The organism is Amycolatopsis sp. NPDC114503, assembly GCF_055633655.1.
The window spans coordinates 1,400,028-1,421,828 of sequence record NZ_JBVKDT010000001.1 but is presented as its reverse complement, the minus strand read 5'-3'; the positions used below and the strand labels follow the sequence as shown (position 1 = coordinate 1,421,828).

Annotated in this window: 22 protein-coding genes; 8 read left to right on the top strand and 14 right to left on the bottom strand. The window is 69.4% G+C overall.

The features are described from left to right. Positions 1–14: 14 nt before the first annotated feature. Genes modA through ACZ7OI_RS06955 form a run of 3 tightly spaced genes read right to left on the bottom strand, consistent with a single transcriptional unit; the run spans position 15 to position 1,711 of the window. The gene (gene modA / locus ACZ7OI_RS06965) at positions 15–818 is read right to left on the bottom strand and encodes a molybdate ABC transporter substrate-binding protein (protein WP_470263193.1); all 804 of its coding nucleotides are present in this window, start codon (positions 816–818) and stop codon (positions 15–17) included. Beyond that, positions 815–1,219: a TOBE domain-containing protein gene (locus ACZ7OI_RS06960; RefSeq protein ID WP_470263192.1), complete on the bottom strand. Its 405-nt coding sequence runs from the start codon at positions 1,217–1,219 to the stop codon at positions 815–817. The genes modA and ACZ7OI_RS06960 overlap by 4 nt, the downstream gene beginning before the upstream one ends. Before the next feature lie 33 nt (positions 1,220–1,252). Continuing rightward, entirely contained in the window at positions 1,253–1,711 is a 459-nt protein-coding gene (locus ACZ7OI_RS06955) for a MarR family winged helix-turn-helix transcriptional regulator (protein WP_470263191.1), read from the bottom strand. 86 nt (positions 1,712–1,797) lie between these two features. On the opposite strand from ACZ7OI_RS06955, the gene moaA reads away from it, so the two are divergent. The 3 genes from moaA to ACZ7OI_RS06940 all read left to right on the top strand — a co-directional run bounded on the left by moaA (position 1,798) and on the right by ACZ7OI_RS06940 (position 4,431). Then, positions 1,798–2,862 carry a GTP 3',8-cyclase MoaA gene (moaA, locus tag ACZ7OI_RS06950; protein WP_470263190.1) on the top strand — a complete coding sequence of 355 codons (1,065 nt, stop codon included), beginning with the start codon at positions 1,798–1,800 and terminating at the stop codon, positions 2,860–2,862. Between the two features lie 3 nt (positions 2,863–2,865). Beyond that, complete coding sequence (locus tag ACZ7OI_RS06945) at positions 2,866–3,141, top strand: MoaD/ThiS family protein (protein ID WP_470263189.1); 276 nt, start codon at positions 2,866–2,868, stop codon at positions 3,139–3,141. Positions 3,142–3,804: 663 nt separating this feature from the next. After that, positions 3,805–4,431 carry a transglycosylase family protein gene (locus ACZ7OI_RS06940; protein ID WP_470263188.1) on the top strand — a complete coding sequence of 209 codons (627 nt, stop codon included), beginning with the start codon at positions 3,805–3,807 and terminating at the stop codon, positions 4,429–4,431. Between the two features lie 163 nt (positions 4,432–4,594). Here ACZ7OI_RS06940 and ACZ7OI_RS06935 read toward each other — a convergent pair whose 3' ends face one another. The 4 genes from ACZ7OI_RS06935 to ACZ7OI_RS06920 all read right to left on the bottom strand — a co-directional run bounded on the left by ACZ7OI_RS06935 (position 4,595) and on the right by ACZ7OI_RS06920 (position 7,756). After that, complete coding sequence (locus ACZ7OI_RS06935) at positions 4,595–5,557, bottom strand: molybdenum cofactor biosynthesis protein MoaE (RefSeq protein WP_470263187.1); 963 nt, start codon at positions 5,555–5,557, stop codon at positions 4,595–4,597. Next, on the bottom strand, positions 5,554–6,024 hold the full coding sequence (gene moaC / locus ACZ7OI_RS06930) for a cyclic pyranopterin monophosphate synthase MoaC (RefSeq protein ID WP_116203502.1): 471 nt from the start codon (positions 6,022–6,024) through the stop codon (positions 5,554–5,556). The genes ACZ7OI_RS06935 and moaC overlap by 4 nt, the downstream gene beginning before the upstream one ends. Positions 6,025–6,034: 10 nt before the next feature. Next, positions 6,035–7,429 (bottom strand): NAD-dependent malic enzyme, encoded by a 1,395-nt coding sequence (locus ACZ7OI_RS06925; protein ID WP_470263186.1) that lies wholly within the window; start codon positions 7,427–7,429, stop codon positions 6,035–6,037. Between the two features lie 147 nt (positions 7,430–7,576). Then, positions 7,577–7,756 carry a hypothetical protein gene (locus ACZ7OI_RS06920; protein ID WP_037361511.1) on the bottom strand — a complete coding sequence of 60 codons (180 nt, stop codon included), beginning with the start codon at positions 7,754–7,756 and terminating at the stop codon, positions 7,577–7,579. A gap of 92 nt (positions 7,757–7,848) precedes the next feature. Here ACZ7OI_RS06920 and ACZ7OI_RS06915 point away from each other — a divergent pair, with 92 nt between their 5' ends. Beyond that, the gene (locus tag ACZ7OI_RS06915; RefSeq protein ID WP_470263185.1) at positions 7,849–10,089 is read left to right on the top strand and encodes a helicase-associated domain-containing protein; all 2,241 of its coding nucleotides are present in this window, start codon (positions 7,849–7,851) and stop codon (positions 10,087–10,089) included. 11 nt (positions 10,090–10,100) lie between these two features. On the opposite strand, the gene ACZ7OI_RS06910 is transcribed toward ACZ7OI_RS06915, so the two are convergent. From ACZ7OI_RS06910 to ACZ7OI_RS06885, 6 genes are all read right to left on the bottom strand, one after another. Next, the gene (locus ACZ7OI_RS06910) at positions 10,101–11,084 is read right to left on the bottom strand and encodes a DUF742 domain-containing protein (protein WP_470263184.1); all 984 of its coding nucleotides are present in this window, start codon (positions 11,082–11,084) and stop codon (positions 10,101–10,103) included. 3 nt (positions 11,085–11,087) lie between these two features. Further along, positions 11,088–11,519 carry a roadblock/LC7 domain-containing protein gene (locus ACZ7OI_RS06905; RefSeq protein ID WP_009083953.1) on the bottom strand — a complete coding sequence of 144 codons (432 nt, stop codon included), beginning with the start codon at positions 11,517–11,519 and terminating at the stop codon, positions 11,088–11,090. 453 nt (positions 11,520–11,972) lie between these two features. Beyond that, the gene (locus ACZ7OI_RS06900; RefSeq protein WP_116204130.1) at positions 11,973–12,578 is read right to left on the bottom strand and encodes a GTP-binding protein; all 606 of its coding nucleotides are present in this window, start codon (positions 12,576–12,578) and stop codon (positions 11,973–11,975) included. Beyond that, a complete protein-coding gene (locus ACZ7OI_RS06895) occupies positions 12,559–13,326 on the bottom strand; it encodes a DUF742 domain-containing protein (RefSeq protein ID WP_116204131.1) in 768 nt (255 codons plus the stop codon). Before ACZ7OI_RS06895 ends, ACZ7OI_RS06900 begins: the two co-directional genes overlap by 20 nt. A 27-nt stretch (positions 13,327–13,353) precedes the next feature. Next, a complete protein-coding gene (locus ACZ7OI_RS06890; protein WP_377870993.1) occupies positions 13,354–13,827 on the bottom strand; it encodes a roadblock/LC7 domain-containing protein in 474 nt (157 codons plus the stop codon). After that, entirely contained in the window at positions 13,824–16,904 is a 3,081-nt protein-coding gene (locus ACZ7OI_RS06885) for a sensor histidine kinase (protein WP_470263183.1), read from the bottom strand. The genes ACZ7OI_RS06890 and ACZ7OI_RS06885 overlap by 4 nt, the downstream gene beginning before the upstream one ends. 699 nt (positions 16,905–17,603) lie before the next feature. On the opposite strand from ACZ7OI_RS06885, the gene ACZ7OI_RS06880 reads away from it, so the two are divergent. From ACZ7OI_RS06880 to ACZ7OI_RS06865, 4 genes are read left to right on the top strand one after another with little or no spacing between them, the layout of a single operon-like run. Further along, entirely contained in the window at positions 17,604–18,566 is a 963-nt protein-coding gene (locus ACZ7OI_RS06880; protein ID WP_370940644.1) for an ABC transporter substrate-binding protein, read from the top strand. A 1-nt stretch (position 18,567) separates the two neighbouring features. Further along, positions 18,568–19,335 carry an ABC transporter permease gene (locus tag ACZ7OI_RS06875; RefSeq protein WP_470263182.1) on the top strand — a complete coding sequence of 256 codons (768 nt, stop codon included), beginning with the start codon at positions 18,568–18,570 and terminating at the stop codon, positions 19,333–19,335. Beyond that, positions 19,332–20,156 (top strand): ABC transporter permease, encoded by an 825-nt coding sequence (locus tag ACZ7OI_RS06870; RefSeq protein ID WP_470263181.1) that lies wholly within the window; start codon positions 19,332–19,334, stop codon positions 20,154–20,156. Before ACZ7OI_RS06875 ends, ACZ7OI_RS06870 begins: the two co-directional genes overlap by 4 nt. 15 nt (positions 20,157–20,171) lie before the next feature. After that, complete coding sequence (locus tag ACZ7OI_RS06865; protein ID WP_470263180.1) at positions 20,172–21,029, top strand: ABC transporter ATP-binding protein; 858 nt, start codon at positions 20,172–20,174, stop codon at positions 21,027–21,029. On the opposite strand, the gene ACZ7OI_RS06860 is transcribed toward ACZ7OI_RS06865, so the two are convergent. Further along, the gene (locus ACZ7OI_RS06860; RefSeq protein WP_470263179.1) at positions 21,030–21,740 is read right to left on the bottom strand and encodes a hypothetical protein; all 711 of its coding nucleotides are present in this window, start codon (positions 21,738–21,740) and stop codon (positions 21,030–21,032) included. Positions 21,741–21,801 lie beyond the last annotated feature (61 nt).

Here is a 21,801-nt window from a genome sequence, read left to right as displayed (position 1 = left end):
CCGCCGCGCCCGCCTTACTTGCCAGGGCCGAACCCGATCTTGGCCAGTTCGGCCTTACCCTCAGTGCCAAGGATGAAGTCGCTGAACTGCTTCGCCAGCGCCGCCTGCGGGGCGTTCTTCACCACCGCGATCGGGTACTGGTTCACCGCGCCCGAGGACTCCGGGAAGTCGACCCTGTCCACTTTGCCCGCGGCCGACGTCGCGTCCGTGACGTACACCAGACCGGCGTCGGCGTCGCCCGACTGGACCTTGGCCAGCACCTGCTTGACGTTCGTCTCCTCGCTCACCGGCTTGAGCGTGGTCTTGGTGCTCTGCTCGACCTTCTGCGTGGCCGCGCCGCACGGCACCTGCTGCGCGCACACGACCACGTTCAAGCCGGGCTTGGTCAAGTCAGCGAAGGTCTTGATGCCCTTCGGATTCCCCTTGGCCACGGCGATCGCGAGCTTGTTGGTGGCGAAGACGGTCGGCTGGCCGTCGATCACGCCGTCCTGCACGGCCTTGTCCATGTTCTTCTGGTCCGCCGAGGCGAACACGTCCGCCTTGGCCCCGTTGTCCAGCTTCTGCACGAGCGCCGAGGAACCCTCGTAGTCGAAGGTGACCTTGACGCCCGGGTGCGCGGCCTCGAACTGCTTGCCGAGCACGTTGAAGGACTCGGTGAGCGAGGCCGCAGCGAACACCGTCAGCGTGCCGCCTCCCGGAGCGGGCGCGGACGCCGAACCCGCACCCGGGTTGGAGCTGGGCTGGTCGCCAGAGCTGCAGGCACTGGCGGCCAACGCGATCGCCGCGGTTCCGGCGACGGCGAGGGCGAGCTTCTTCATCTGGATCCTTCCGGGGTTTCCACCACGACGGTGGTCGCCTTGACCACGGCGACCGCGAGCACGCCCGGGCGCAGCCCGAGTTCGCGGACCGCCTCGGTGCTCATCAGTGACACCACTCGGTGCGCCCCGCACTGCAGTTCGACCTGCGCCATCACCTTGTCGGCGATGACTTCGGTGACAAGCCCGACGAAGCGGTTGCGGGCGGAGCGGCCGACGGCCGACGGGTCGTCCGGCTCGGACGCTTGGGCCCGCGCGAACCCGGCGAGCTGAGCGCCGTCGACGACCTTGCGCCCGGCGGCGTCGTCCGTCGCGGTCAACTGACCCGCGCGAACCCACCGGCGGACGGTGTCGTCGCTTACGCCGAGCAGCCGAGCGGCCTCGGACAACCGAAATTGCGGCATGGCCGGAACATTATCCCCGCAGATGCGGAAAAGCTATGCGGGATGCGCATTTTCGCGTAACGCTTCGAGCATTGCGAACTGATAACGCCCGAGGACTTTCCGTTCTGCGGAAGTGAACTCCGCGAGCACCCCGGCGAGACGCTCCAGCTCCCGTCCGGAGATCGCGCCGAGCCGTTCGCGACCGGCCTCGGTGATCGCCACGAGCACCTTCCGGCGATCGGTCCGGTCGCGTTCGCGCAGCACCAGACCGGCCTTCTCCAGCCGGTCGAGGACGCCGGTCACCGCACCCGTCGACAAGCCGGTGAGCTGCCCGATTCGGCCCGGGGTAAGGAAATCCGCGGCTTGCCCGGCGAGTTCGAGAGCTTGCAGTTCGGTCGCCGAAAGCCCTTCGAGCGCGGCGTCGCGAGCGTGCCGGAGGACGGTGTGCGTACGCAGCTGTGCCGCCAGCGCCGCGAAGTGAGTCAGCTCACTATTCGTCTCAGCGGTGCTCACCGAGTGCCTCCACATCGGAACCGAGAGTGGTTTCCAGGGTTTTCGCAAGACTGCCTTTTCCGACGCCGCAAGCTATCCTGAGAGTAATGACAGCAGTACATCTCGGGTTTCCTCGCGTCCCCGGCAACCGAGGCCCGTCCGGCACGCCCCGGCCCGAGCACCCCGGCCTTGTCGATTCCTTCGGCCGTGTCGCGACCGACCTGCGGGTCTCGCTCACCGACCGGTGCAATCTCCGCTGCACGTACTGCATGCCGGCCGAGGGTCTCGACTGGATGCCCAGCGACCAGGTCCTCACCGACGACGAGCTGGTCCGGCTCATGCGGATCGCGGTGGAGATGCTCGGCGTCACCGACATCCGGCTCACCGGCGGCGAACCGCTGCTGCGCCCGGGCCTGGAACAGATCGTCGAGCGGATCACCGCGCTCGAACCGCGCCCCCGGGTCTCCATGACCACCAACGGGATCGGGCTGGCCAAGCGCGCCCCCGGCCTCGTCTCGGCCGGACTCGACCGGATCAACGTCTCGCTGGACACCATCGACCGCGAGCGCTTCGCCGAACTGACCCGCCGCGACCGGCTGCCGCACGTGCTGGCCGGCCTCGCCGCCGCCCGCGACGCCGGGCTGTCGCCGGTGAAGATCAACTCGGTGCTGATGCGCGGCTACAACGAGCACGAGGCGGTCCCGCTGCTGCGGTTCTGCCTCGAAGAGGGCTACCACCTGCGGTTCATCGAGCAGATGCCGCTGGACGCCCAGCACGGCTGGAACCGCCGCGACATGATCACCGCCGAGGAGATCCTCGCGATGCTCGGCGAGGCCTTCACCCTCAGCCCGTTCCCCGCTCCCCGCGGCGGTGCGCCCGCTGAGCGCTGGCTGGTTGACGGCGGGCCGGGCGACGTGGGCGTGATCGCGTCGGTGACCAGGCCGTTCTGCTCCGCCTGCGAGCGCACCCGGCTGACCGCCGACGGAGCCGTCCGCTCCTGCCTGTTCTCGAACAACGAGACGGACCTGCGTTCCCTCGTGCGCGCGGGCGCGCGCGATGAGGAGGTGGCGGACGCGTGGCGCGACACGATGTGGCGCAAGCTCGCGGGCCACGAGATCAACGAGGCCGGCTTCGCGCAGCCGATCCGGCCGATGAGCGCGATCGGCGGCTGAGCCATGACCTCTCCTTCTCCTTCCCCGGTGACAGCGGTGGTCCGGTACTTCGCCTCGGCGCGGGCCGCGGCGGGCACCGAGGAGGAAAAGGTGGAGCTGGCGGCAGGCGCGACGGTGGCGGACGCCGTCCAGGCGCTGCGCGAGCTGCACCCCGGGCAACTTTCCCGCGTTCTCGACGCGGCGAGCTTCCTGGTCAACGAGGTGGCGGTCCGCGATCGCGGCCGCGCGCTCAGTGACGGCTCCCACCTGGACGTCCTCCCGCCGTTCGCCGGCGGGTGAGCCCCCAGCAAGCCCCCGTGCACCCGGCTGAGCGCCGCACTGACCGGCCGAGCCGCCGTTCCCGGCCGATTGGTCCGGACCACGGTGAATGGCGGCACTGGCGCGCTGAGCGGTCATTGCTCTTTATCCCTACGCTCCGAAGTGTTTCGCTCACGGCGTATTTGCGCAGCTCAAAGAACCACTCCGCGGGCAGTGGCCGACGGTTGACGAGTGGTTTAGAGTGCCCGCTCTTATCTGCTGCGAATGGCCCCTTGACGCGTTATCGACGTGACCCAAGCCTCACGATCCGTGAAATATCTCGGCTAGAAAACGGCCAGATAACGGCGCTCTGACCTGCGAAAACAGGCGGATCGAGCGAGGTTGCGTGCCGTTACTGTGACGTAGGTCACACCTCGAATGATTTCCGATCACGCTCGGAATTACGTACCGTCGCTTTTCGGTTGGCCCCGACCGACCAAGCAACACCGGGAATCCGTAGCGCCCAGCTCTGTCCAACGGATCCCCGGACCCATACCCCGAGCGAAAGCATTTCCGGACAGAGACGAGGGGACGAAGACGGCGCGTCGTGCGACGTCCGCGTCAGCCGCCCGGCAACGGGCGGACGGGCTCCCAACCCGACCCGCAGCATCAAGCTCGTAGGCGCAGGAATCGAGAAGTTTTCAGATGTCTTACCGAGGCAAGCACCGCAAGATGTCCGCTGCCACCCGCACCATCGCCCGTGTCGCAGTCGCGGGTATCGCGGTTGGCGCCCCCCTCGCGATCGCCGCGACCCCCGCGTCGGCGACCAACTGGGACGCCATCGCACAGTGCGAGAGCGGCGGCAACTGGAACACCAACACTGGCAACGGCTACTACGGCGGCCTCCAGTTCACCCAGAGCACCTGGAAGGCCTACGGCGGCACCGGCAGCCCGCAGGGCGCTTCGCGCGACCAGCAGATCGCTGTCGCCGAGCGCGTCATGCAGGGCCAGGGCCCCGGCGCGTGGCCGGTGTGCAGCAAGAAGGCCGGCAGCTCGGCCTCCGCGCACAAGGCGACCCCGAAGAAGAGCACCGCCAAGAAGGCGACCCCGAAGAGCGACGCCCCGAAGAAGCAGGTCACCCAGCCGGTGGCCGCGCTCGTGGCGAACTCCAACCCGGACGGTGACTACACCGTCAAGGCTGGCGACACGCTCTCGAAGATCGCCAAGGAGCACAACATCCAGGGCGGCTTCCAGAAGCTGCAGGACCTGAACAAGAAGTACGTGTCGAACGCGAACTTCATCGTGGTCGGCCAGAAGCTCGCCACCAAGTGAATCCCGGCCTCCTCGTGAGGCAGGTTCCGGCGCAGCCTCTGCTGTGACAGAACGCCCGAAGGGCCCCACCGCGTCAAATCCCCTGGCGGTGGGGCCCTTCGTCGTGTCCGGCCTCGTGAGTGTTCGTGCCGGTCAGAACCGGCACGAACACTCACGAGGGGTGTCAGGGCGAGTTGACCCATTCGTCGGTGCCGTCGGTGAAGTGCTGGTGCTTCCACACCGGAAGCCGCGCCTTCACCTCGTCCACCAGTTCCGCACAGGCGGTGAACGCCTGGCCGCGGTGCTCGGCGGCGACCGCGCAGGCGAGCGCGACGTCACCGATCGCCAGCGCCCCGACGCGATGGCTCACCGCCACCGCCCGCACGCCCTTCCAGCGCGCCGCGAGGTCGTTGACCACCTCAGCGAGCACGTCGCCCGCCGTCGGATGGCCCTCGTAGGTCAGATCGCGCACGCCCTTACCGCCGTCGTGGTCGCGGACTACGCCGGAGAACGTGACCACAGCACCCGCCGCGTCGTCCTCCACCAGCTGCGCGTGCTCCTCGACCGACAGCGGCTGGTCGCTCACGTCCGCCCGCAGGATCCGGACCGCCGGGCCGGCCTTCGCCGCCTCGCGCGGATGGTCTCCACCGGCGAGCTGGTCCACCGCGTGGCCGAGGATGTCCTCCAGAACCCGCAGACCGTCCTTCACGCCGCCGCTCGACCCCGGAAGGTTCACGACGAGGGTCCGGCCCGCCACTCCGGCCACACCGCGCGACAGCACCGCTGTGGGCACCTTCGGCAGCCCGGCCGCGCGGATCGCGTCCGCGACGCCCGGCAGCTCGTAATCCAGCACCGCGCGGGTGACGTCCGGGGTCCGGTCGGTCGGCGAGATGCCGGTGCCGCCGGTCGTCAGGATCACCTGGACGCCGTCGGCCACCGCGGCCCGCAGCGCGACGCCCACCGGGTCGCCGTCCTCGACGACGACCGGTGGCGGCACGTCGTAGCCCCGCTCGGCCAGCCAGGCGACGAGCACCGGGCCGGTCTTGTCCTCGTAGACGCCTCGGGCGGCGCGGTTGGACGCGACGATGACGCGCGCGGTGTTCATGGCCGCCTCCGCGGGAGAGAGTCCGTCGGCGGTCTTGGTCATGGCCGCTCCCAGGTCCCGGTCTTGCCGCCGTCCTTGCGCAGCAGCCGCACGTTGTCGAGCGTCGCGGCCGGATCGACAGCCTTGATCATGTCGTGCAGCGTCAGCCCGGCGACCGCGACGGCGGTGAGCGCCTCCATCTCGACGCCGGTGACGTCCTTGGTTTTGGCCGTCGCGCTGATGTGGACGGCGGCACCGTCCAATTCGAACTCCACCTTGACCCCGGACAGCGCGATCTGGTGGCACAACGGAATCAGCTCGGGCACCCGTTTGGCGCCCATGATCCCGGCGATCCGCGCGGTCGCCAGCGCGTCGCCTTTGGGAAGGCCGTTGGCCGAAAGCAGGCCGACGACCTCCGCCGTGGTGTGGACGGTCCCGCCGGCGAGCGCGGTGCGCGCGGACGCCGTCTTGCCGGAAACATCGACCATCCGGGCAGCGCCGGATTCGTCGACGTGGCTGAGTTCACTCACGCCCGCGAGGCTACTGCCCGCGTTCCGCCCGCACCGCGTTGCGCACCGCTTCCGCGACCGCCGGGGCCACCGCGCTGTCGAACACGCTCGGCACGATGAACGACGCGTTGAGCTTGCCGTTGTCCACCACGTCGGCGATCGCGTCGGAGGCGGCCAGCAGCATGTTGTCGTCGATGTTGTGCGCGGCGGCGTCGAGCAGGCCGCGGAAGACGCCGGGGAACGCCAGCACGTTGTTGATCTGGTTCGGGAAGTCGCTGCGGCCGGTGGCGACGACCGCGGCGTGCTTCTGCGCCTCCAGCGGGTCGATCTCCGGATCCGGGTTGGCCAGCGCGAAGACGACCGCGTCGTCGTTCATCGTGGCGACCTGCTCCGCGCCGAAGAGGTTCGGAGCCGAAACGCCGACGAAGACGTCCGCGCCGACCAGCGCGTCGTGCAGCGTGCCGGACTGGCGGTCCTTGTTCGTGTGCTCGGCGATCCACGTGAGGTTGTCGTCGAGATTGCCGCGCTCGGGGTGGACGATGCCGTCGATGTCGGCGGCCACGATGTCGCCCGGGTTCTTGCGCAGCAGCAGGCGGATGATCGCGGAACCGGCCGCGCCGACGCCGCTGACCACGATCTTGCAGTCCTCGATGTTCTTCCCGACCACGCGCAGCGCGTTGCGCAGCGCGGCGACCACGACGATCGCGGTGCCGTGCTGGTCGTCGTGGAAGACCGGGATGTCCAGCTGCTCGCGCAGCCGCTTCTCGATCTCGAAGCAGCGCGGCGCGGCGATGTCCTCGAGGTTGATGCCCGCGTACACCGGCGCGAGCGCCTTCGCGATCATGATGATCTCTTCGGTGTCCTGGGTGTCCAGGCAGACCGGCCACGCGTCGACGTCGGCGAACTTCTTGAACAGCGCCGCCTTGCCCTCCATCACCGGCAGCGCGGCGGCCGGGCCGATGTTGCCGAGGCCGAGCACCGCGGAACCGTCGGTGAGCACCGCGACGGTGTTGCGCTTGATGGTCAGCCGGCGCGCGTCCTCGGGGTTCGCGGCGATCGCCTGGCACACGCGCGCGACGCCCGGGGTGTACGCGCGGGAGAGGTCGTCACGGTTGCGGAGCGCGACCTTGGGGCTGACCTCGATCTTGCCGCCGAGGTGGATCAGGAACGTCCGGTCCGAGACCTTGCGCACGCGCACGCCCGGCAGCGAGTCGAGCGCCGCGGTGATGTCCTGCGCGTGGTTTTCCGACAGCGCGTTGGCGCTGATGTCGATCACGATGGTGTCCGCGTGCGACTCGACGACGTCGAACGCCGTCAGCACGCCGCCGACGCGGCCGACCGCGGTGGTGAGATCGCCCGCGGCCGTGGACGAGGCCGGGGCCTCGACCCGGACGGTGATCGAATACCCGGGACCGGGAACCGGCATGACACGTACTCCCCGCTGGTGGAGTGGGTTGGGACGGCTCGAATCTAGTCCGGTGACCCGCGCCACCACACCCCAACCGGGTGACTGACCAGTAACTTCAGGCCCGGGGCGCCGCGGCTCGCGGCGCTCCCGAACCCGGTCCGCAGGTCAGCGGTTGATCTCGGTCTCCGGGTGCACGTAAGGCACCTGCTCGAGCGGGAAGGTCAGGTCGCCGAACGGCGAAAGCGCTCCCTGCCGGTCCGAGGACAGCTCGGTGACCGGGTGCTCGCCCGGCTCGCCCGGCCACGTCGGGTCGATGCCCTTGCTCTGCTTGTCGCCCTTCGCCACTGCTTCCTCCGAGGCCCTCGTCCGGCAAACTCGACCACAGTCTGCCCGAACACTCCTCATGCGCGCGCACCCGCCCGGTATCCTGGGTGTCTATGCCCGCGACCTCTCTGGCGGACTGGCTGCGTGCGGAGTCCGACGACGCACTCGCCGAGCTGCTGCGCACACGTCGCGATTTGTCCACCCCTCCTCCGTCCGACACCACGGTGCTCGCCACGCGCGCGGGCACTCCGGGGTCGGTCGCTCGCGCCTGCGAAGACCTCGACACATTCACCCTCGCGGTGATCGATGCGCTGCTGGTCGCCGGCGCGGACGTCGAGCCGACGCCGGTGTCCGCGGTGACGGCGCTGATCGGCCGCGACGTCAGCGAACCACTCGCCCGGCTGCGGGCACGGGCGCTCGTCTGGGGCGCCGACGACGAGCTGCGGGTACCGCCCGCGGCCCGTGACGCCCTCGGTCCGTTCCCGGCCGGGCTCGGCGCACCGTCGCCCGCGCTGGCCGCCACCGACATCGACGCGCGGCTCGCGGAAGTCGGCGAGGACGAGCGGGCGGTGCTCACCGCGCTGGCCGCCGGGCCGCCGATCGGCCGCACCCGCGACGCGAGCTTCGACGTGAGCCTGTCCGACGCGGCCACGCCGGTGCAGAAACTCCTCGCGCGCGGCCTGCTGCTGCGCCGTGACGACCAGACTGTCGAACTTCCCCGCGAACTCGGCCTTTTGCTACGCGGCGGCCTCGCCTTCGAACCGGACACGCTGGTCGAGCCGGAGCTGCCCGTCCATCCACATCGGACGGACACTGTGGACCAAACGGCGGCCGGCGAGGCGATGGAGTTGTTGCGGCAGACGGAATCCCTGCTGCGGATGTGGTCGGATTCCCCGCCGCCGGTGCTCAAGGCGGGCGGGCTCGGCGTGCGCGAGCTCAAGAAGGTCGCCAAGGATCTCGAAGTCGACGAGACGCGGGCGACGCTGCTCGCCGAGCTGGTCGTCGGCGCGGGACTCGTTGCGGACAGCGAAAACACCGCCCCCGAGTATGTGCCGACCATGCTCACCGACAGCTGGCTCGCGTCGCCGTCGGTGCAGCGGTGGATGACGCTCGCGCAAGCGTGGCTGGAATTGCCGCGGCTGCCCGGTCTCGCCGGTGGCCGGGACGCGAAAGACAAGCCGATCGCGCCGTTGTCCGAGGAGCTGCGACGACCGCTGGCACCGGTTTCGCGGCATCGCGTGCTCAGTGCGTTGGCGACACTGAACCCTGGCGCAGGCGTGAAAAGCACTGACGAGCTGGTGGCCGTACTGGCCTGGCGCGCGCCTCGGCGAGGTGGCCGGCTCCGCGACGAGACCGTCCGCTGGACGATGGCCGAGGCGACCGCGCTTGGTCTCGTCGGCCTCGGCGCCCTCACCACCGCCACCCGGTTGCTGCTGGAAGACGACCGCTCCGGTGCGGTCGAGGCAATGCACGACGCAATGCCCGCCCCGGTCGACCACGTGCTCGTGCAGGCAGACCTGACGGTCGTCGCGCCAGGCCCGCTGGAGCCGGAACTGGCGGCGGACATGGCCGCGGTCGCGGATGTCGAATCCGCCGGGCACGCAACGGTTTACCGCGTCACCGAGCAGTCGGTGCGGCGCGCGCTCGACACCGGACGGACCGCGGACGAACTGCACGCGATGTTCCGCAACAAGTCGGCGACGCCTGTGCCGCAAGGCCTCACGTATCTGATCGACGACGTCGCCCGCCGCCACGGCCGATTGCGCGGCGGCACCGCGGGATCCTTCTTGCGCTGCGACGACGAGGCGCTGCTCGCCGAGGTTCTCGCGCATCCAGTGGCCACGGAATACGACCTGCGCCTGATCGCGCCGACGGTGCTGATCAGCTCCGCGCCCTTGGCGGAGGTGCTGGAAGCCTTACGCGGCGCGGGTTTCGCGCCTGCGGCGGAGGGCCCGGATGGCCGGGTGGTCGACCTGCGGCCCACCGGACGTCGGCTGCCTGCCCGCGCCCGCGCGGCTCGGGCACGACCCGGCGAGCAGGCGGTGCTGACCGACGACCAGGCGACGCGGATCGTGTCGAATCTGCGCGCGGGAGACCAGGCTTCGGCGCGGCGTCGGGGTTCCACGGTGCGCGCGCCCGGTGGCGGCGGTGCGGACACGACGGCGACGTTGGATCTGCTGTCCCGCGCGACGCTTGAGCAGCGCGAGGTGTGGATCGGTTTCGTCGACTCGCGTGGGACGGCGAGCCAGCGCGTGGTGCGTCCGCTGCGGGTCGGCGGTGGAGTGCTGGAGGGCGCTAACCACGAGCGGTATCCGTTGCACCGCATCACTTCTGCCGCGCTGGTCGAGGACTGACCCGCCAGCAATCAGAGGTTGCGAAGCCCCTGCAACACCCGCTCCATGAACTCCCTCGACGACCGGTCCCCCAGTACCAGATCGGTCTGGTGCAGCATCACGAGCCCGATGTCGGCCATATCGCCCACCAGCACCTTCACCACGCCGAGCGGCAGGTGCAGGTGCGCGGCGATCTCGGCGACCGACCGGGTGTCCAGGCACAGATCGCAGATCCGCCGGTGCTCGATCGACCGCACCCCGCGATAGCGGCGGCCCTCGTCGCTCGTGGAGACCAGGGCTTCGAGCGCGAGGTTGTGGTCTGAGCGAGTCCGGCCGCGGGTTCGCGCGTACGGCCGCACTCGCGATTTCGTCGGCTGGGCAGGCGGTTCCGGTTCAGGCTGCGCGGGCTCCTCGGCGGACCAGAACCGGTCCAATTCGGACACTCCGGAGGCCGGGCCGGGATCGGAGTACGAGTACCGGTCCTCGGGCTCTTCGGCCAGCGCGTGCCTGCTGCGGGTGGCCTGCTCGACGTGGTGGCGTTGGTACGCCGAGCCTTCCGGCACCACGCGGTCCTCCGCGCCGGGCGAACCGGCGTACTCGTCGAACGAGTACGGGTCGTGCGCCGCGGGGCGGCTAGGCGGGGGCGGCGGCTCTTCCCAGCGCTGGCTCTGCTGGGGCTCCTCCCAATAACCGGATTCGCCGTCCTCGACCCATTCGTAGCCGTCGTCCCAGTTCTCCTCCTGAACCGGAGGAGGAGGCGGAGCCACCGGACGCGGGGCGACCGCCTGCTGCACCGGACGCGGGACAGGTGCCGGCGCGGGAGCCGGACGAGGCGCGGGCTCCGGCCGCCGAGCGGCAGGCGGCGGAGGCGTGGGCCGCGGCTGCCGATGCGGCAACCGCATGCTCAGCGAACTCATGTCGTACCGGCTCGGCGAGTCGAACGACTCCCGCTCCGTGCCTTTGTGGAGGGCGTCCCAGGCGCCCGTGTCCTGGTCTCCGAATCCCGAGATCTTCATCGGCTACCCCAGCACCCCGCCGCCCTGCAGCTGCGCGCGCAGTTCCGGCGTGATCTGCTCGCCGACCCGCTCGACCAGCAGGGTCATCTCGTAGGCCACCGTCCCGATGTCGCACGTCGGCGCGGCGAGCACCGCGAGGCAGGACCCGTCCGAGACCGACATCAGGAACAGGTACCCGCGTTCCATCTCGACCACGGTCTGGTTCACGCCGCCCGCCTCGAAGCACCGCGCCGCGCCCTGGGTCAGGCTGATCAGCCCGGACGCCACCGCCGAAAGCTGTTCGGCGCGCTCCTGCGGCAACCCTTCCGAAGGCGCGAGCATCAGTCCGTCCGCCGACACCAGCACCGCGTGCGCCGCACCCGGGACCCGGCGCACGAAATCCGAGATCAGCCAGCTGAACGTGCCCTGGTCCGCTGGCCGGTCGGAATCGGTCACTGCCCCTCCAAGCTCCTCGAACGCTGCCGGACGCCCGTTCACCGCCTGCCGGCCATCTTCGCCCGGCCGCGGTGAAGTCGTCGTTCCAGCGTATTCACGCACCCGGTCGTGTCGAGCGTGTGCCCGGGCACGGTACGTGTCTGCCGGATGTAACGTCGCGCGAACGCATGCACAACCACGCATTCGCGGGTCACTCGGTGGTGGCGGCGGCCACCGTGCGCAGCGGGATGTCCGTGCAGGTCACCGCCGGTCCGACGCCCCGATCAGGGGCGGTCGGCCTCGGCCGCGAGGGGGCAGGACTACTCAGTCTGCGCCACTCGGAGGCACCACTCCCCGAAGCGGGTGAAGCGCGCGGAGTTCACTCCAACGGCCGCACCCGAGCCGGGGTGTAACGGGAATCTGGGAGTCGGCGTACGCCTCCTTCGCAGACGGCGGCGGGGACCGCGAGCGGGATTAGCCCGCCCGTAAAGCCGTGTCGTGCGCGATCGCGTGCTGCACGACGGAGATCAGCACCTGCTTCGCCGATTCCCGCTCCCGCGCGTCGCACGCCATGATCGGCACCGACGGCGAGATGGTGAGCGCGTGCCGCACGTCTTCGATCTGGTGGTGCAGCAGCCGGTCGAAGCAGTTGATCGCCACGACGTAAGGCAGCTTCCGGTTCTCGAAGAAGTCGATCGACGGGAACGCGTCCGCGAGCCGCCGCGTGTCCACGAGCACGACCGCACCGATCGCGCCGACGGCGAGGTCGTCCCACATGAACCAGAACCGGTGCTGGCCCGGCGTGCCGAACACGTACAGCACCAGGTCGGAGTCGAGCGAGATCCGGCCGAAGTCCATCGCCACCGTGGTCGTCGACTTGTTCGGCGTCGCCGACACGTCGTCGTGGCCCACGCTGGCCTCGGTCATCATGGCCTCGGTGGTCAGCGGGTCGATCTCGGAGATCGCCCCGACCATAGTCGTCTTGCCCGAACCGAACCCACCCGCGACCACGATCTTGGCCGACGAGGTCGGACCCGTATGCGGTGTGTTCGCGTCGGAGTCAAATTCTCCGAAGCCCACTGAGCACCCTTTCCATGAACTCGATACTGGGGCGGTCGCCCGAATTCGTGCTGCTGCTCGTGTGCACGAGCACCAGGCCGAGGCCCGCCACGTCACCAATCAGCACCCGCACCACGCCGAGCGGCAGCCGCAGCAGCGCGGCCACCTCGGCGACCGACCGGGTGTCGAGGCACAGGTCGCAGATCGACCGGTGCTCCGGCACGCGGACGCGGTCAAGCACCCGGCCCTGCTCGCTCGTCGAGACCAGCGCCTCGATCGCGAGGTCGTAGGTCGGCTTCGTGCGACCGCGGGTGCGGAAGTAAGGCCGGACCAGCCCGGAGGTCTCCACCTCGGCGGGCTCGTCCACGTACTCGCCCGCCGCCTGCATCGGCAGCGCGGCGGCCAGCTCGTTCGAAGACGGTCCCGGCGACCCGTCCCGTTCGGCGCTGAACGCGGCGAACTCGGCCGAGTCGTACAGCGGTCCGCTCGCCCCGCCGAACAGCTCCGAACCGGGCCCGCCGAGCAACCGCTCGCGGTACCCGGGCACCGCGGTGATGCCCGGCTGCTGCCCGGCGTTGGAATCGGTCAGCCAGTTCGGCGGTTCGCGCACCGGCTCGGAATCCGCGGCTTGGACGTCCCTCGAACGCCATTCGCGGTCGACCCGGTCCCGGAAGGACTTCCAGTCCTCCCGGCTCTGGTCTCGATCGCCCCAGCCCCCGGTGTGCTCGTCACCGAGCCGGCCATCGCCGCGCAAGCGCCCGTCGTCCACGGTTTACTCCTGTAGTCCTAGGTCCGCCTAGCGACGGACCGCAGCGCCCTGCAGTTGTGCCCGCATCTCCGGTGTCAGCTGCTGGCCGACCCGTTCGACCAGCAGAGTCATCTCGTACACCACCAAGCCGATGTCGCTCTCCGGCGAGCCCAGCACCGCGAGGCACGAGCCGTCGGACACCGACATCAAGAAGAGGAATCCGTTCGCCATCTCGACCACGGTCTGCGCGACCGGGCCGCCCTCGAACACCTTCGCCGCTCCGCGCGCGAGGCTGGTCAGCCCCGAGGCGACGGCCGCCAACTGGTCCGCCCGGTCCTTCGGCAGCCCGCGCGAAGACGCGAGCAGCAGACCGTCGGCCGAGACGACCACCGCGTGCGCCGCACCGGGCACCCGGTGGACGAAGTCCGTGATCAGCCACGCGAAGCTGCTCGCCCCGCCGCCGGCTTGCCTGCCGTTCGGCTGCACCGAGCCGCCTCCCGGCTGCACTCCCGCCCGTGTCACTCTCGCTCCTCACTGCTGTCGCTCACATACCCGGCCCCGGTGACGCGAACTCCGTCGTCGAGCCGGGCGTCCGGCGGCCGCTCCTTCAGTGCGTGCCTACCGGACTTGTACCCACGCTGGAAGCTTGCCATCCGGCTGCGGGCAGCCGTCGCCGAGCGGGCCATCGCACCCGTTCCGGGCATTCCGGCGGTCGTGTCGGTGAACGAGTTCTGCTGCGCCGGTTCCGGCGCGTTGCCGATCGAGCCCGGAACCAGGTACGCGTTGGGCACGCGCTTGGGCAGCCCGGCGGACGTCATCTCCTCGTTCTTGGATTCGAGCAGCGACTGCGCCGCCTGCCAGCCCTCGTCGGAGACGCTGTGCCAGCTGTCGTCCTCCGGCTCGTCGGAACCGGGGTAGAGCGGCGTCGATTCGAGCGCCGCGGGCCGCTGCTCGGGCTCGGCGGCGGCCCTGGTCTCCTCCGGCTCGGCCGGAGCCGCGGGGGCCTCCGGAGCCGCGGAAGTCTCGGCGGCTTCCGGTTCCGGCGTCGCGGTTTGAGGAGTTCCCGCGCCGTTCTCGCCGTCCTCGCCCTCGCTGAACCAGCGCGACAGCACCGACTGGTAGATCGGCAGCCGCCGGGTGGGCACGTCGTCCTCGAGCGCGGCGGAACCGTCCGACTCGGCGGACGGCTGTTCCTTCGGCGCTTCCGGCGCGACGTACTTCGGCTCCCGCTTCGGCAGCACCAGCGGCGGGAATTCGGTCTGCGCCAGGCTCGCGCCCTCGCCGTACGACTCGCGAGTGAGCGGGGCGAGGTCCTCCGCGGTCGGCCACGCCGGCGCTTCCGAGGCAGGCGTCGCCGGGCTGAGGAACGGACCGGCCGCGCGGTTGCCCGCGACGAGGTCGTCGAGGCTGATCGGCTGGTCGAGCGGAACCAGACCGCCGTTCTCCGACGCACCGCCGGTCGAACCCATCGCCTCGGTCAGCTCGGCGGCCGCGGGCGGCGGCGCGAGCGGAAGCGGGTTCGGCGGCTCCGGGTCGCGGTTCAGCGGCGGGAGGCTCGGGTGCGAAACCTCGTTGCGGTTCGGCGGCGGCGGGGTGTTCCGCATCATCGGCGGAACCGTCCGGACCTGGGTGAGCAGCTCGACCGGGACCACGACGCGGGCGATCACGCCGCCCTCGATGTCCTCGTTCTCGCGCAGCCGCACCTCGATGCCGTGCCGCTGGGCCAGCCGGGCGACCACGTACAGACCCATCCGGCGGGTCACCGACACGTCCAGGTCCGGCGGGTCGGCGAGGCGCTCGTTGACCTCGGCGAGACGCTCCTCGCTCATCCCGACGCCGTGGTCGGTCACCTGGATCGCCAGCGCCTTCTTGCGCGTGATGACCGCGCGGACGGTGATCTTGGTTTCCGGTTCGGAGAAGTACGTCGCGTTGTCGAGCAGTTCCGCGAGCACGTGCACGAGGTCGTGGATCGCGAGGCCCTGCACCGCTACCTCGGGCACGATGCCGATCTCGATGCGGGCGTACTGCTCGATCTCCGACACCGCCGCGCCGATCACGTCGCCCGCCGGCACCGGCTTCGGCACCGACTTCGCGAGGCCCGCGCCCGAAAGCACCAGCAGCGATTCGCCGTTCCGGCGCAACCGGGTGGCCAGGTGGTCGAGTTCGAACAGGCTCGCGAGATGGTCCGGGTCCTGCTCGTCGGCCTCGAGCCGGTCGATCACGCCGAGCTGGCGTTCCACCAGCCGCTGCGACCGCCGGGAGAGGTTCACGAAGATGCCGTTGACGTTCTCGCGCAGCAATGCCTGTTCGGCGGCCATCTTGACCGCCTGCTCGTGCACCACGTCGAACGAGCGCGCCACTTCGCCGATCTCGTCGCGGGTGAGGACCGGGACCGGGTCGACCGCCTTCTTCGAGGCGTTGACGGGGTCCGGGTCGTCCAGGATGGCCTGCACGGTTTCCGGCAGCCGGGTGTAGGCGACGTCCAGCGCGGTCTTCCGCAGCACCCGCAGCGGGCGCAGCATCAGGCGGGCGATGACGAGCATCAGCATCAGCGCGGCGACCAGCGCGGCGAGGACGATGACGCCGCCGACCCACGCCGAGCGCACCGCGTTGCTGGCCAGTTCGTCGGCCTGCGCGCGCAGCTGGGTCAGCAGATTGACCTCGACCGCGCGCAGTTTGTCGGCGGCGACGGTGGAGTCCTGGCCGAGCTTGGTGCCGTCGAGGTTGAGCGGCTGGCCTTGCTGGGCGAAGGAGAACCCCTGTGTCTGCAATCGCCGACGCTCGTCGACCTCGGGTCCGGAGTAGGTGTCGTTGTAGAGCTGGACCTGGTCGCCGGTGGCGTTGGCGAGGAAGGCGGTGATCGACGCGTCGCCGCTGGCCTCGGCGGCCCGGGTCTCGTCGATCAGGTTGCCCGGGAAGTTGTCGCGGAACGCGGCGATCTGCAGCGCGGAGTCGCCGCGGAGGATGAACTCCTTCGCCTCGCTGATCGACTGCGTGCTCGTGCCGAGGCGGAGCAGGTCGCGGTCGGTGGTCGCGGTGGAGACCTCGCGGCCGAGCTGGATCAGCGAGTCGAGCACCGAGGAGTAGGTGTCGAGCACCGCGCGGTCGGAGTAGGCCGACGTGGTCATCGCCGCGCGCAGCGGGCGCAGCGCGTCGAGGCGCTGGAGGCCGTGCGCGTACCGGTCGCTGGCGGCCTGGTCGTCGCTCTCGAGGTTGACCGCGGCGTTGCGCAGGTCGTCGACGTCGCGGTCGACCTTCGCCATCTGCGCGTCGAGGCCGGTCTGGCGCAGCGGGTCGGCCGAGGAGATCCGGACCACGGCCAGCGCGCGCTCGCGCTGCAGGTCGTGCACCACCGCGGTGACCTTCTCGGCGAAGGCGACCTGGTTGGCGGTGTGGTTGAGCTCGATCGCCGACCGCACGTCGTCGACCACGCGCAGGACACCGAGCACCAGCGCGGTGATCGTGGGTATGAGGAGAATGAGCGCGAGCTTGGACCTCAGCCGCCAGTTGCCGAGCGCGAGCCAGGACCGCTGCTGCGCGGTCCCCGCGTTCTCCTGAGCGGAGGCCTCCCCTGCCCCCGCGGTGTCTTCGTTCGGCACCGCCGCACCACCGTCCGGGCCCGAGGGGCCCGTTGATTCCGAACCTGCCGTGCTCGTGGCCACTACGCGCACGCTCCCGGCAGGTAATCCGCCACCTGAGTGGTCTGGACCGCGGCCCGAACTGTTACACCCTTTCGAGTGAAAAGATCGACTTCCCGGTGCGGCTGCCCGTCGCCTCGGGCGCGGAATCGGTTCAGGTCTGGCATGACGTTCGGTCCCCGCACGTGGTCGATCTCTTGGTCCGTTCGGCCGAGGCCACCCTCCGCCGGCTAGTAGCCGACGTGTGCGGAGAGCCTTTTCGCATGTCCTGCTCTCACTACATCGGTGGTCCACACCTCACACTGCAGGAGCAGAGGGTAGCGAACGCCTGGCCGATTTGTAACCCTCCAGAAGTTGCCCGGAGAGCACCCAGGCAGCGGATCAAGGCCCTTCGGGCACCCACAGGTCGTTCACATACCCCGGCATACCAGCGGATTCGATCACCTGATCGAGTGACCAGTACCACTTCTGAATCGTATATGAACACCCATTGTGAGTGATCGTCCTGGTTCTCTACAGTAGCCGCGTGACTCCGGACAATGAGCCACCTTCCCCCCGCGTCCATTCCAGACGCGGGCCCATTTGCTAGGAGCGACCTTGTTTGAAGAAGCGGTGAGCAGCCGGCGCGATTACGGCAGGCGCGGGTTCCTGTCGCTCGCGATGGCGGGCGGCGTGGCCTTGACCGCCAGCGGGTGCGGCCTGTTGGGCGGATCGGACGATTCGGGCAGCTCGAAGGGCGGCTCCGGAGTCGAGAAGGCCAAGATCAAGGTCTCGATCATGCCGACGATCGACGTGGTGCCTTTCCACCTCGCGGTCCAGAACGGCTACTTCAAGAACGAGGGCCTCGAGGTCGAAGCCGTCGACGCCGCCAGCGGTGACGCCTCGCTGCAGAAGCTGCAGTCGGGCGAGGTCGACATCGCCTACGCGAGCTACACGCCGTTCTTCATCGCCAAGAGCAAGGGCGCCGCGGACATCAAGCTCGTCGCCGACGCCTCCTCGGCCGGTCCGAAGAGCACCGAGGTCGTGGCGATGCCGAACAGCAACATCAAGAACGTGCACGACCTGGCGGGCAAGAAGATCGGGATCACCGCCACCAACACGATTTGCGACACCCTGACCAAGTCGGTCATGCGCGACAACGGCGTGAACTTCAACGACGTGAAGTGGGTTTCGCTGCGGTTCCCGGACATCGGCCCCGCGGTCAAGCGCGGTGACATCGACGCGGGCTTCCTCACCGAGCCGTTCATCACGCAGTCGGCGAAGGTCAACGGGACGGTCGAGGTCATCGACACCGCTTCCGGCGGCACCAAGGACTTTCCGACCGCCGGTTACGGCTCGCTCGGCAAGTTCACCGACGCGAACCCGAAGACCGTCGCCGCGTTCCAGCGCGCGATGCTGCGGGCCACGAAGGAAGCGTCCGACCGCTCCAAGATCGAGCCGCTGATGATCCAGTTCTCGAAGGTGGACGAGGCGACCGCGAAGATCACGAACCTGCTGACCTTCCAGTCCACTTTGGACGCGCGGCGTATCCAGCGGGTGCCGGACCTGCTGCAGCAGTTCGGTTCCATCCAGTCGAAGATCGACGTGCAGTCGATGATCGTCCCGCAGGCGAACGCGTCCTGACGTGCGCCTCGTCCGGAACCTGACCGGCCTGCTCGGCTTCCTCCTGATCTGGGAGGCCGTCGTGCGGGCCGGTCTGATCGACCAGAACGACCTTCCCCCGCCGACCGTCGTGTTCGCCCGGATCGGCGAACTTCTCGGCGACGTCGAATTCGTCCGCGACGTGATCGCCTCGGTGCTCGCGTGGATGATCGCGCTGATCATCTCGATCGCCATCGCGGTGCCGGCGGGTCTGCTGCTCGGCAGCATCCCGTGGCTGCGCGACGCGACCAAGGCGATCGTCGAATTCCTGCGCCCGATCCCTTCCGTGGCACTGATTCCGCTGGTGCTGATCGTCGTCGGCGGCGGCCCGGAAGCGAAGATCACGCTCGCCGTGTACGCGGCGGTGTGGCCGATCCTCTTCAACACCATTTACGCGCTGGCCGAGATCGACCCGCTGCTGCTGGAAACCGCGCGCACGTACGGTACTCCGCGCTCGCGAGTGCTGACTTCGGTCGCGCTGCCGCACGCCGCGCCGTTCGTGTTCACCGGAATCCGGCTCTCCGCCGCGATTTCGCTGATCCTGGTGATCAGCACGGAATTCCTGGCCGGCGCGAAACTCGGCATCGGGCAGTTCGTGCTCGAGGCCAGTTCCGGGCCGGGCCGGATGGACCTGGTACTCGCCGGAACGGTCATCGCCGGGATCCTCGGCTTCCTCGTCAACGAGGGCCTGGAACGGCTGGGACATCGGCTGTTCCGCTGGAGCAGCGCCGTCGAAGGAGCCGCCGCGTGAGCGTGGTCGAGAAGCCGTCCACCGTGACGCGCCGGATGAGCCGCGGCATCAGCGGGTTCGCCCGCAAATGGCTGCTGTTCGTGATTCTGGTGGTGCTGTGGGAGATCGCGACGCAGCTGAGCGAGAGCGTGTTCTTCCCGCCGCCGTCGAAGATCGCGACCGCGGCGGCGAAACTGTGGTTCTCCGGCCCGGTTTCGCAGTTGTTCCTCGGCGACCCGGTGTTCGACCACATCCTGCCGAGCCTCGGCCGGGTCCTCGGCGGCTGGCTGCTGGCGGTCGTGATCGGCGTCGCGCTCGGCACCGCACTGGGGCGCTCGCGCACCGGAATGGACTACGTGGGGCCGCTGTTCGCGTTCTTCCGCGCCATCCCGCCGCCCGCGCTGGTGCCGGTGTTCATCATCCTGTTCGGCATCGGCCCTGGCATGCAGACCGCGACGATCATTTTCGGTTCGCTGTGGCCGGTCCTGATGAACACAGTGGACGGTGTGCGTTCGGTCGACAAGGTCAAGGCGGAGACGGCGCGCGCGTTCCGCACGCCGAAGCGGTACTGGATCGGGCTGGTCGTACTGCCCGCTGCGCTGCCGAAGATCTTCGCCGGGCTTCGCCTGTCGCTCTCCATCGCGCTGATCCTGATGGCGATCTCCGAACTGGTGGGGGCGCTCAACGGCATCGGCTACGCGCTGCTCGCCGCCCAGCGCTCGTACGACTTCGACCAGATGTGGGCGTGGATCGTGCTGCTGGGCATCCTCGGGTACGGGTTCAACGCCGCGCTGCTCGGCATCGAACGCCGGGTGCTCGGCTGGCAGCCCGGCCGGAACTAGGAAGGTTTTCCCGTTATGTCGACCATGCTCGAGGTCTCCGGCCTCAGCCACCGCTACGGCAGCGGCGAATCCGCGCACGTCGCGGTCAACGAACTGTCGTTCACGGTCGAGACCGGGCAGCTGGCGTGCATCGTCGGCCCGTCCGGCTGCGGCAAGTCCACGCTGCTGCGCGCGATCGCCGGCCTGATCCCGCCGTCCGCTGGCACGGTGAGCCTGCACGGCGACCGCGTCACGTCGGTGCCGGACGATCTCGCCGTGGTGTTCCAGGACTACAGCCGTTCCCTGTTCCCGTGGCTGTCGGTCGCGAAGAACGTGGAATTCCCGCTGCGCTGGAGCAAACTCGACAAGGCGACCCGCCGCGCCCGGGCCGCCGAAGCGCTCGAGGCGGTCGGGCTGTCCGCCGCGGTGAACAAGTACCCGTGGCAGCTCTCGGGCGGCATGCAGCAGCGGGTGTCGATCGCCCGCGCGCTGGCGAGCCGTCCGGCGCTGCTGCTGATGGACGAGCCGTTCGCTTCGGTGGACGCCCAGACGCGGTTCGAGCTGGAAGACCTGCTGCGCCGGGTCCAGGTCGAACAGGGCACGACGGTTTTGCTGGTGACGCACGACATCGACGAAAGCGTGTACCTGGGCGACCGGGTGCTGGTGCTGTCGAAGTCGCCCGCTCGGATCGTGGCGGATCTGAAGGTGGACCTGCCTGCGCAGCGGGACCAGATCACGACGCGGGAATCGGCGGAGTTCGTTTCGCTGCGCGGTGAAGTGGCGCGGTTGCTGCACGGCCCGGCGGTTCAGGCGGCGGCGGATTTGGCGGAGCAGGAGGCGGCCGAGGCTGCTGCGTCCGAGGCTTCGGAGACTGTCGTTTCGGAGAAGAAGTAGTCAGAGCTTCGGAAACCAGACCGAGACGTCGGCGAGGGCGTCGAGAGTGCCGGAATCCAGTTGTCCGGCACCGGTTTCCACTTCGGCGACCACCATGGCTCGACCGTCCACTCTGGACTGGAAGTGGTGGCCGGAGAATTTCACGCCGTCGAGGCCGAGCAGGGCAGCGCCAAGGGGTTTGATGTCCCCGCTGCCCTGCACCTCCTCGACCTTCTCGCAGCCTTCGGCGTCGCTCTTCTTCGGAAATCCCACGCGGGCAACGGAAATCACCGCCGCGTTGCCGTGACCGTCGCCGACGGCGAAGAGGTTTCGGTCCAATGAGGTGCAGCGGTGTTCCGCGAGGTAATCGCGGACGCGGTCGGTGGAGTTCAGCAGGCAATCGATCTCGTGTTTCGCCGCTTGCTTGAGCTGTTTGAGCTTGAAGCGGCTGAAGGTTTCGTCCTTGCGGCCGCGCTTCGCGGACTTCTTGCCCTCGGCTTTGCGGGTCTCGAAGTTCCGGCCGGGCAAGGAATCCGTGACGTCACCGGCGAGGTTTCCGGGCAGGGCCTCCGCCGCCGCCCCGGATTCCACGCTCGCCGCACCGCCGATCCCGGCCGCGGTTCCGCCTCCGACGGCAGCGACTATCGCCACCCCGGCCACGAAAACCTTCGTGCCGTAGCTATCGGGTACTGGATACGGGCCATTCGGGCCCTCGCGGAACTGCTTCGCCACTCGCTGCCCCTCCCCTGGACACCAAGACCGAAGCGGTCAAGGTAGCCCCTGAGCAGCGACA

Bases quoted from the DNA above. Each gene is read 5' to 3' on its own strand.
- modA (WP_470263193.1), bottom strand. From the start codon at position 818: ATGAAGAAGCTCGCCCTCGCCGTCGCCGGAACCGCGGCGATCGCGTTG.
- ACZ7OI_RS06960 (WP_470263192.1), bottom strand. From the start codon at position 1,219: ATGCCGCAATTTCGGTTGTCCGAGGCCGCTCGGCTGCTCGGCGTAAGC.
- moaA (WP_470263190.1), top strand. From the start codon at position 1,798: ATGACAGCAGTACATCTCGGGTTTCCTCGCGTCCCCGGCAACCGAGGC.
- ACZ7OI_RS06945 (WP_470263189.1), top strand. From the start codon at position 2,866: ATGACCTCTCCTTCTCCTTCCCCGGTGACAGCGGTGGTCCGGTACTTC.
- ACZ7OI_RS06940 (WP_470263188.1), top strand. From the start codon at position 3,805: ATGTCTTACCGAGGCAAGCACCGCAAGATGTCCGCTGCCACCCGCACC.
- ACZ7OI_RS06935 (WP_470263187.1), bottom strand. From the start codon at position 5,557: ATGACCAAGACCGCCGACGGACTCTCTCCCGCGGAGGCGGCCATGAAC.
- ACZ7OI_RS06925 (WP_470263186.1), bottom strand. From the start codon at position 7,429: ATGCCGGTTCCCGGTCCCGGGTATTCGATCACCGTCCGGGTCGAGGCC.
- ACZ7OI_RS06915 (WP_470263185.1), top strand. From the start codon at position 7,849: ATGCCCGCGACCTCTCTGGCGGACTGGCTGCGTGCGGAGTCCGACGAC.
- ACZ7OI_RS06910 (WP_470263184.1), bottom strand. From the start codon at position 11,084: ATGAAGATCTCGGGATTCGGAGACCAGGACACGGGCGCCTGGGACGCC.
- ACZ7OI_RS06880 (WP_370940644.1), top strand. From the start codon at position 17,604: ATGGCGGGCGGCGTGGCCTTGACCGCCAGCGGGTGCGGCCTGTTGGGC.
- ACZ7OI_RS06865 (WP_470263180.1), top strand. From the start codon at position 20,172: ATGTCGACCATGCTCGAGGTCTCCGGCCTCAGCCACCGCTACGGCAGC.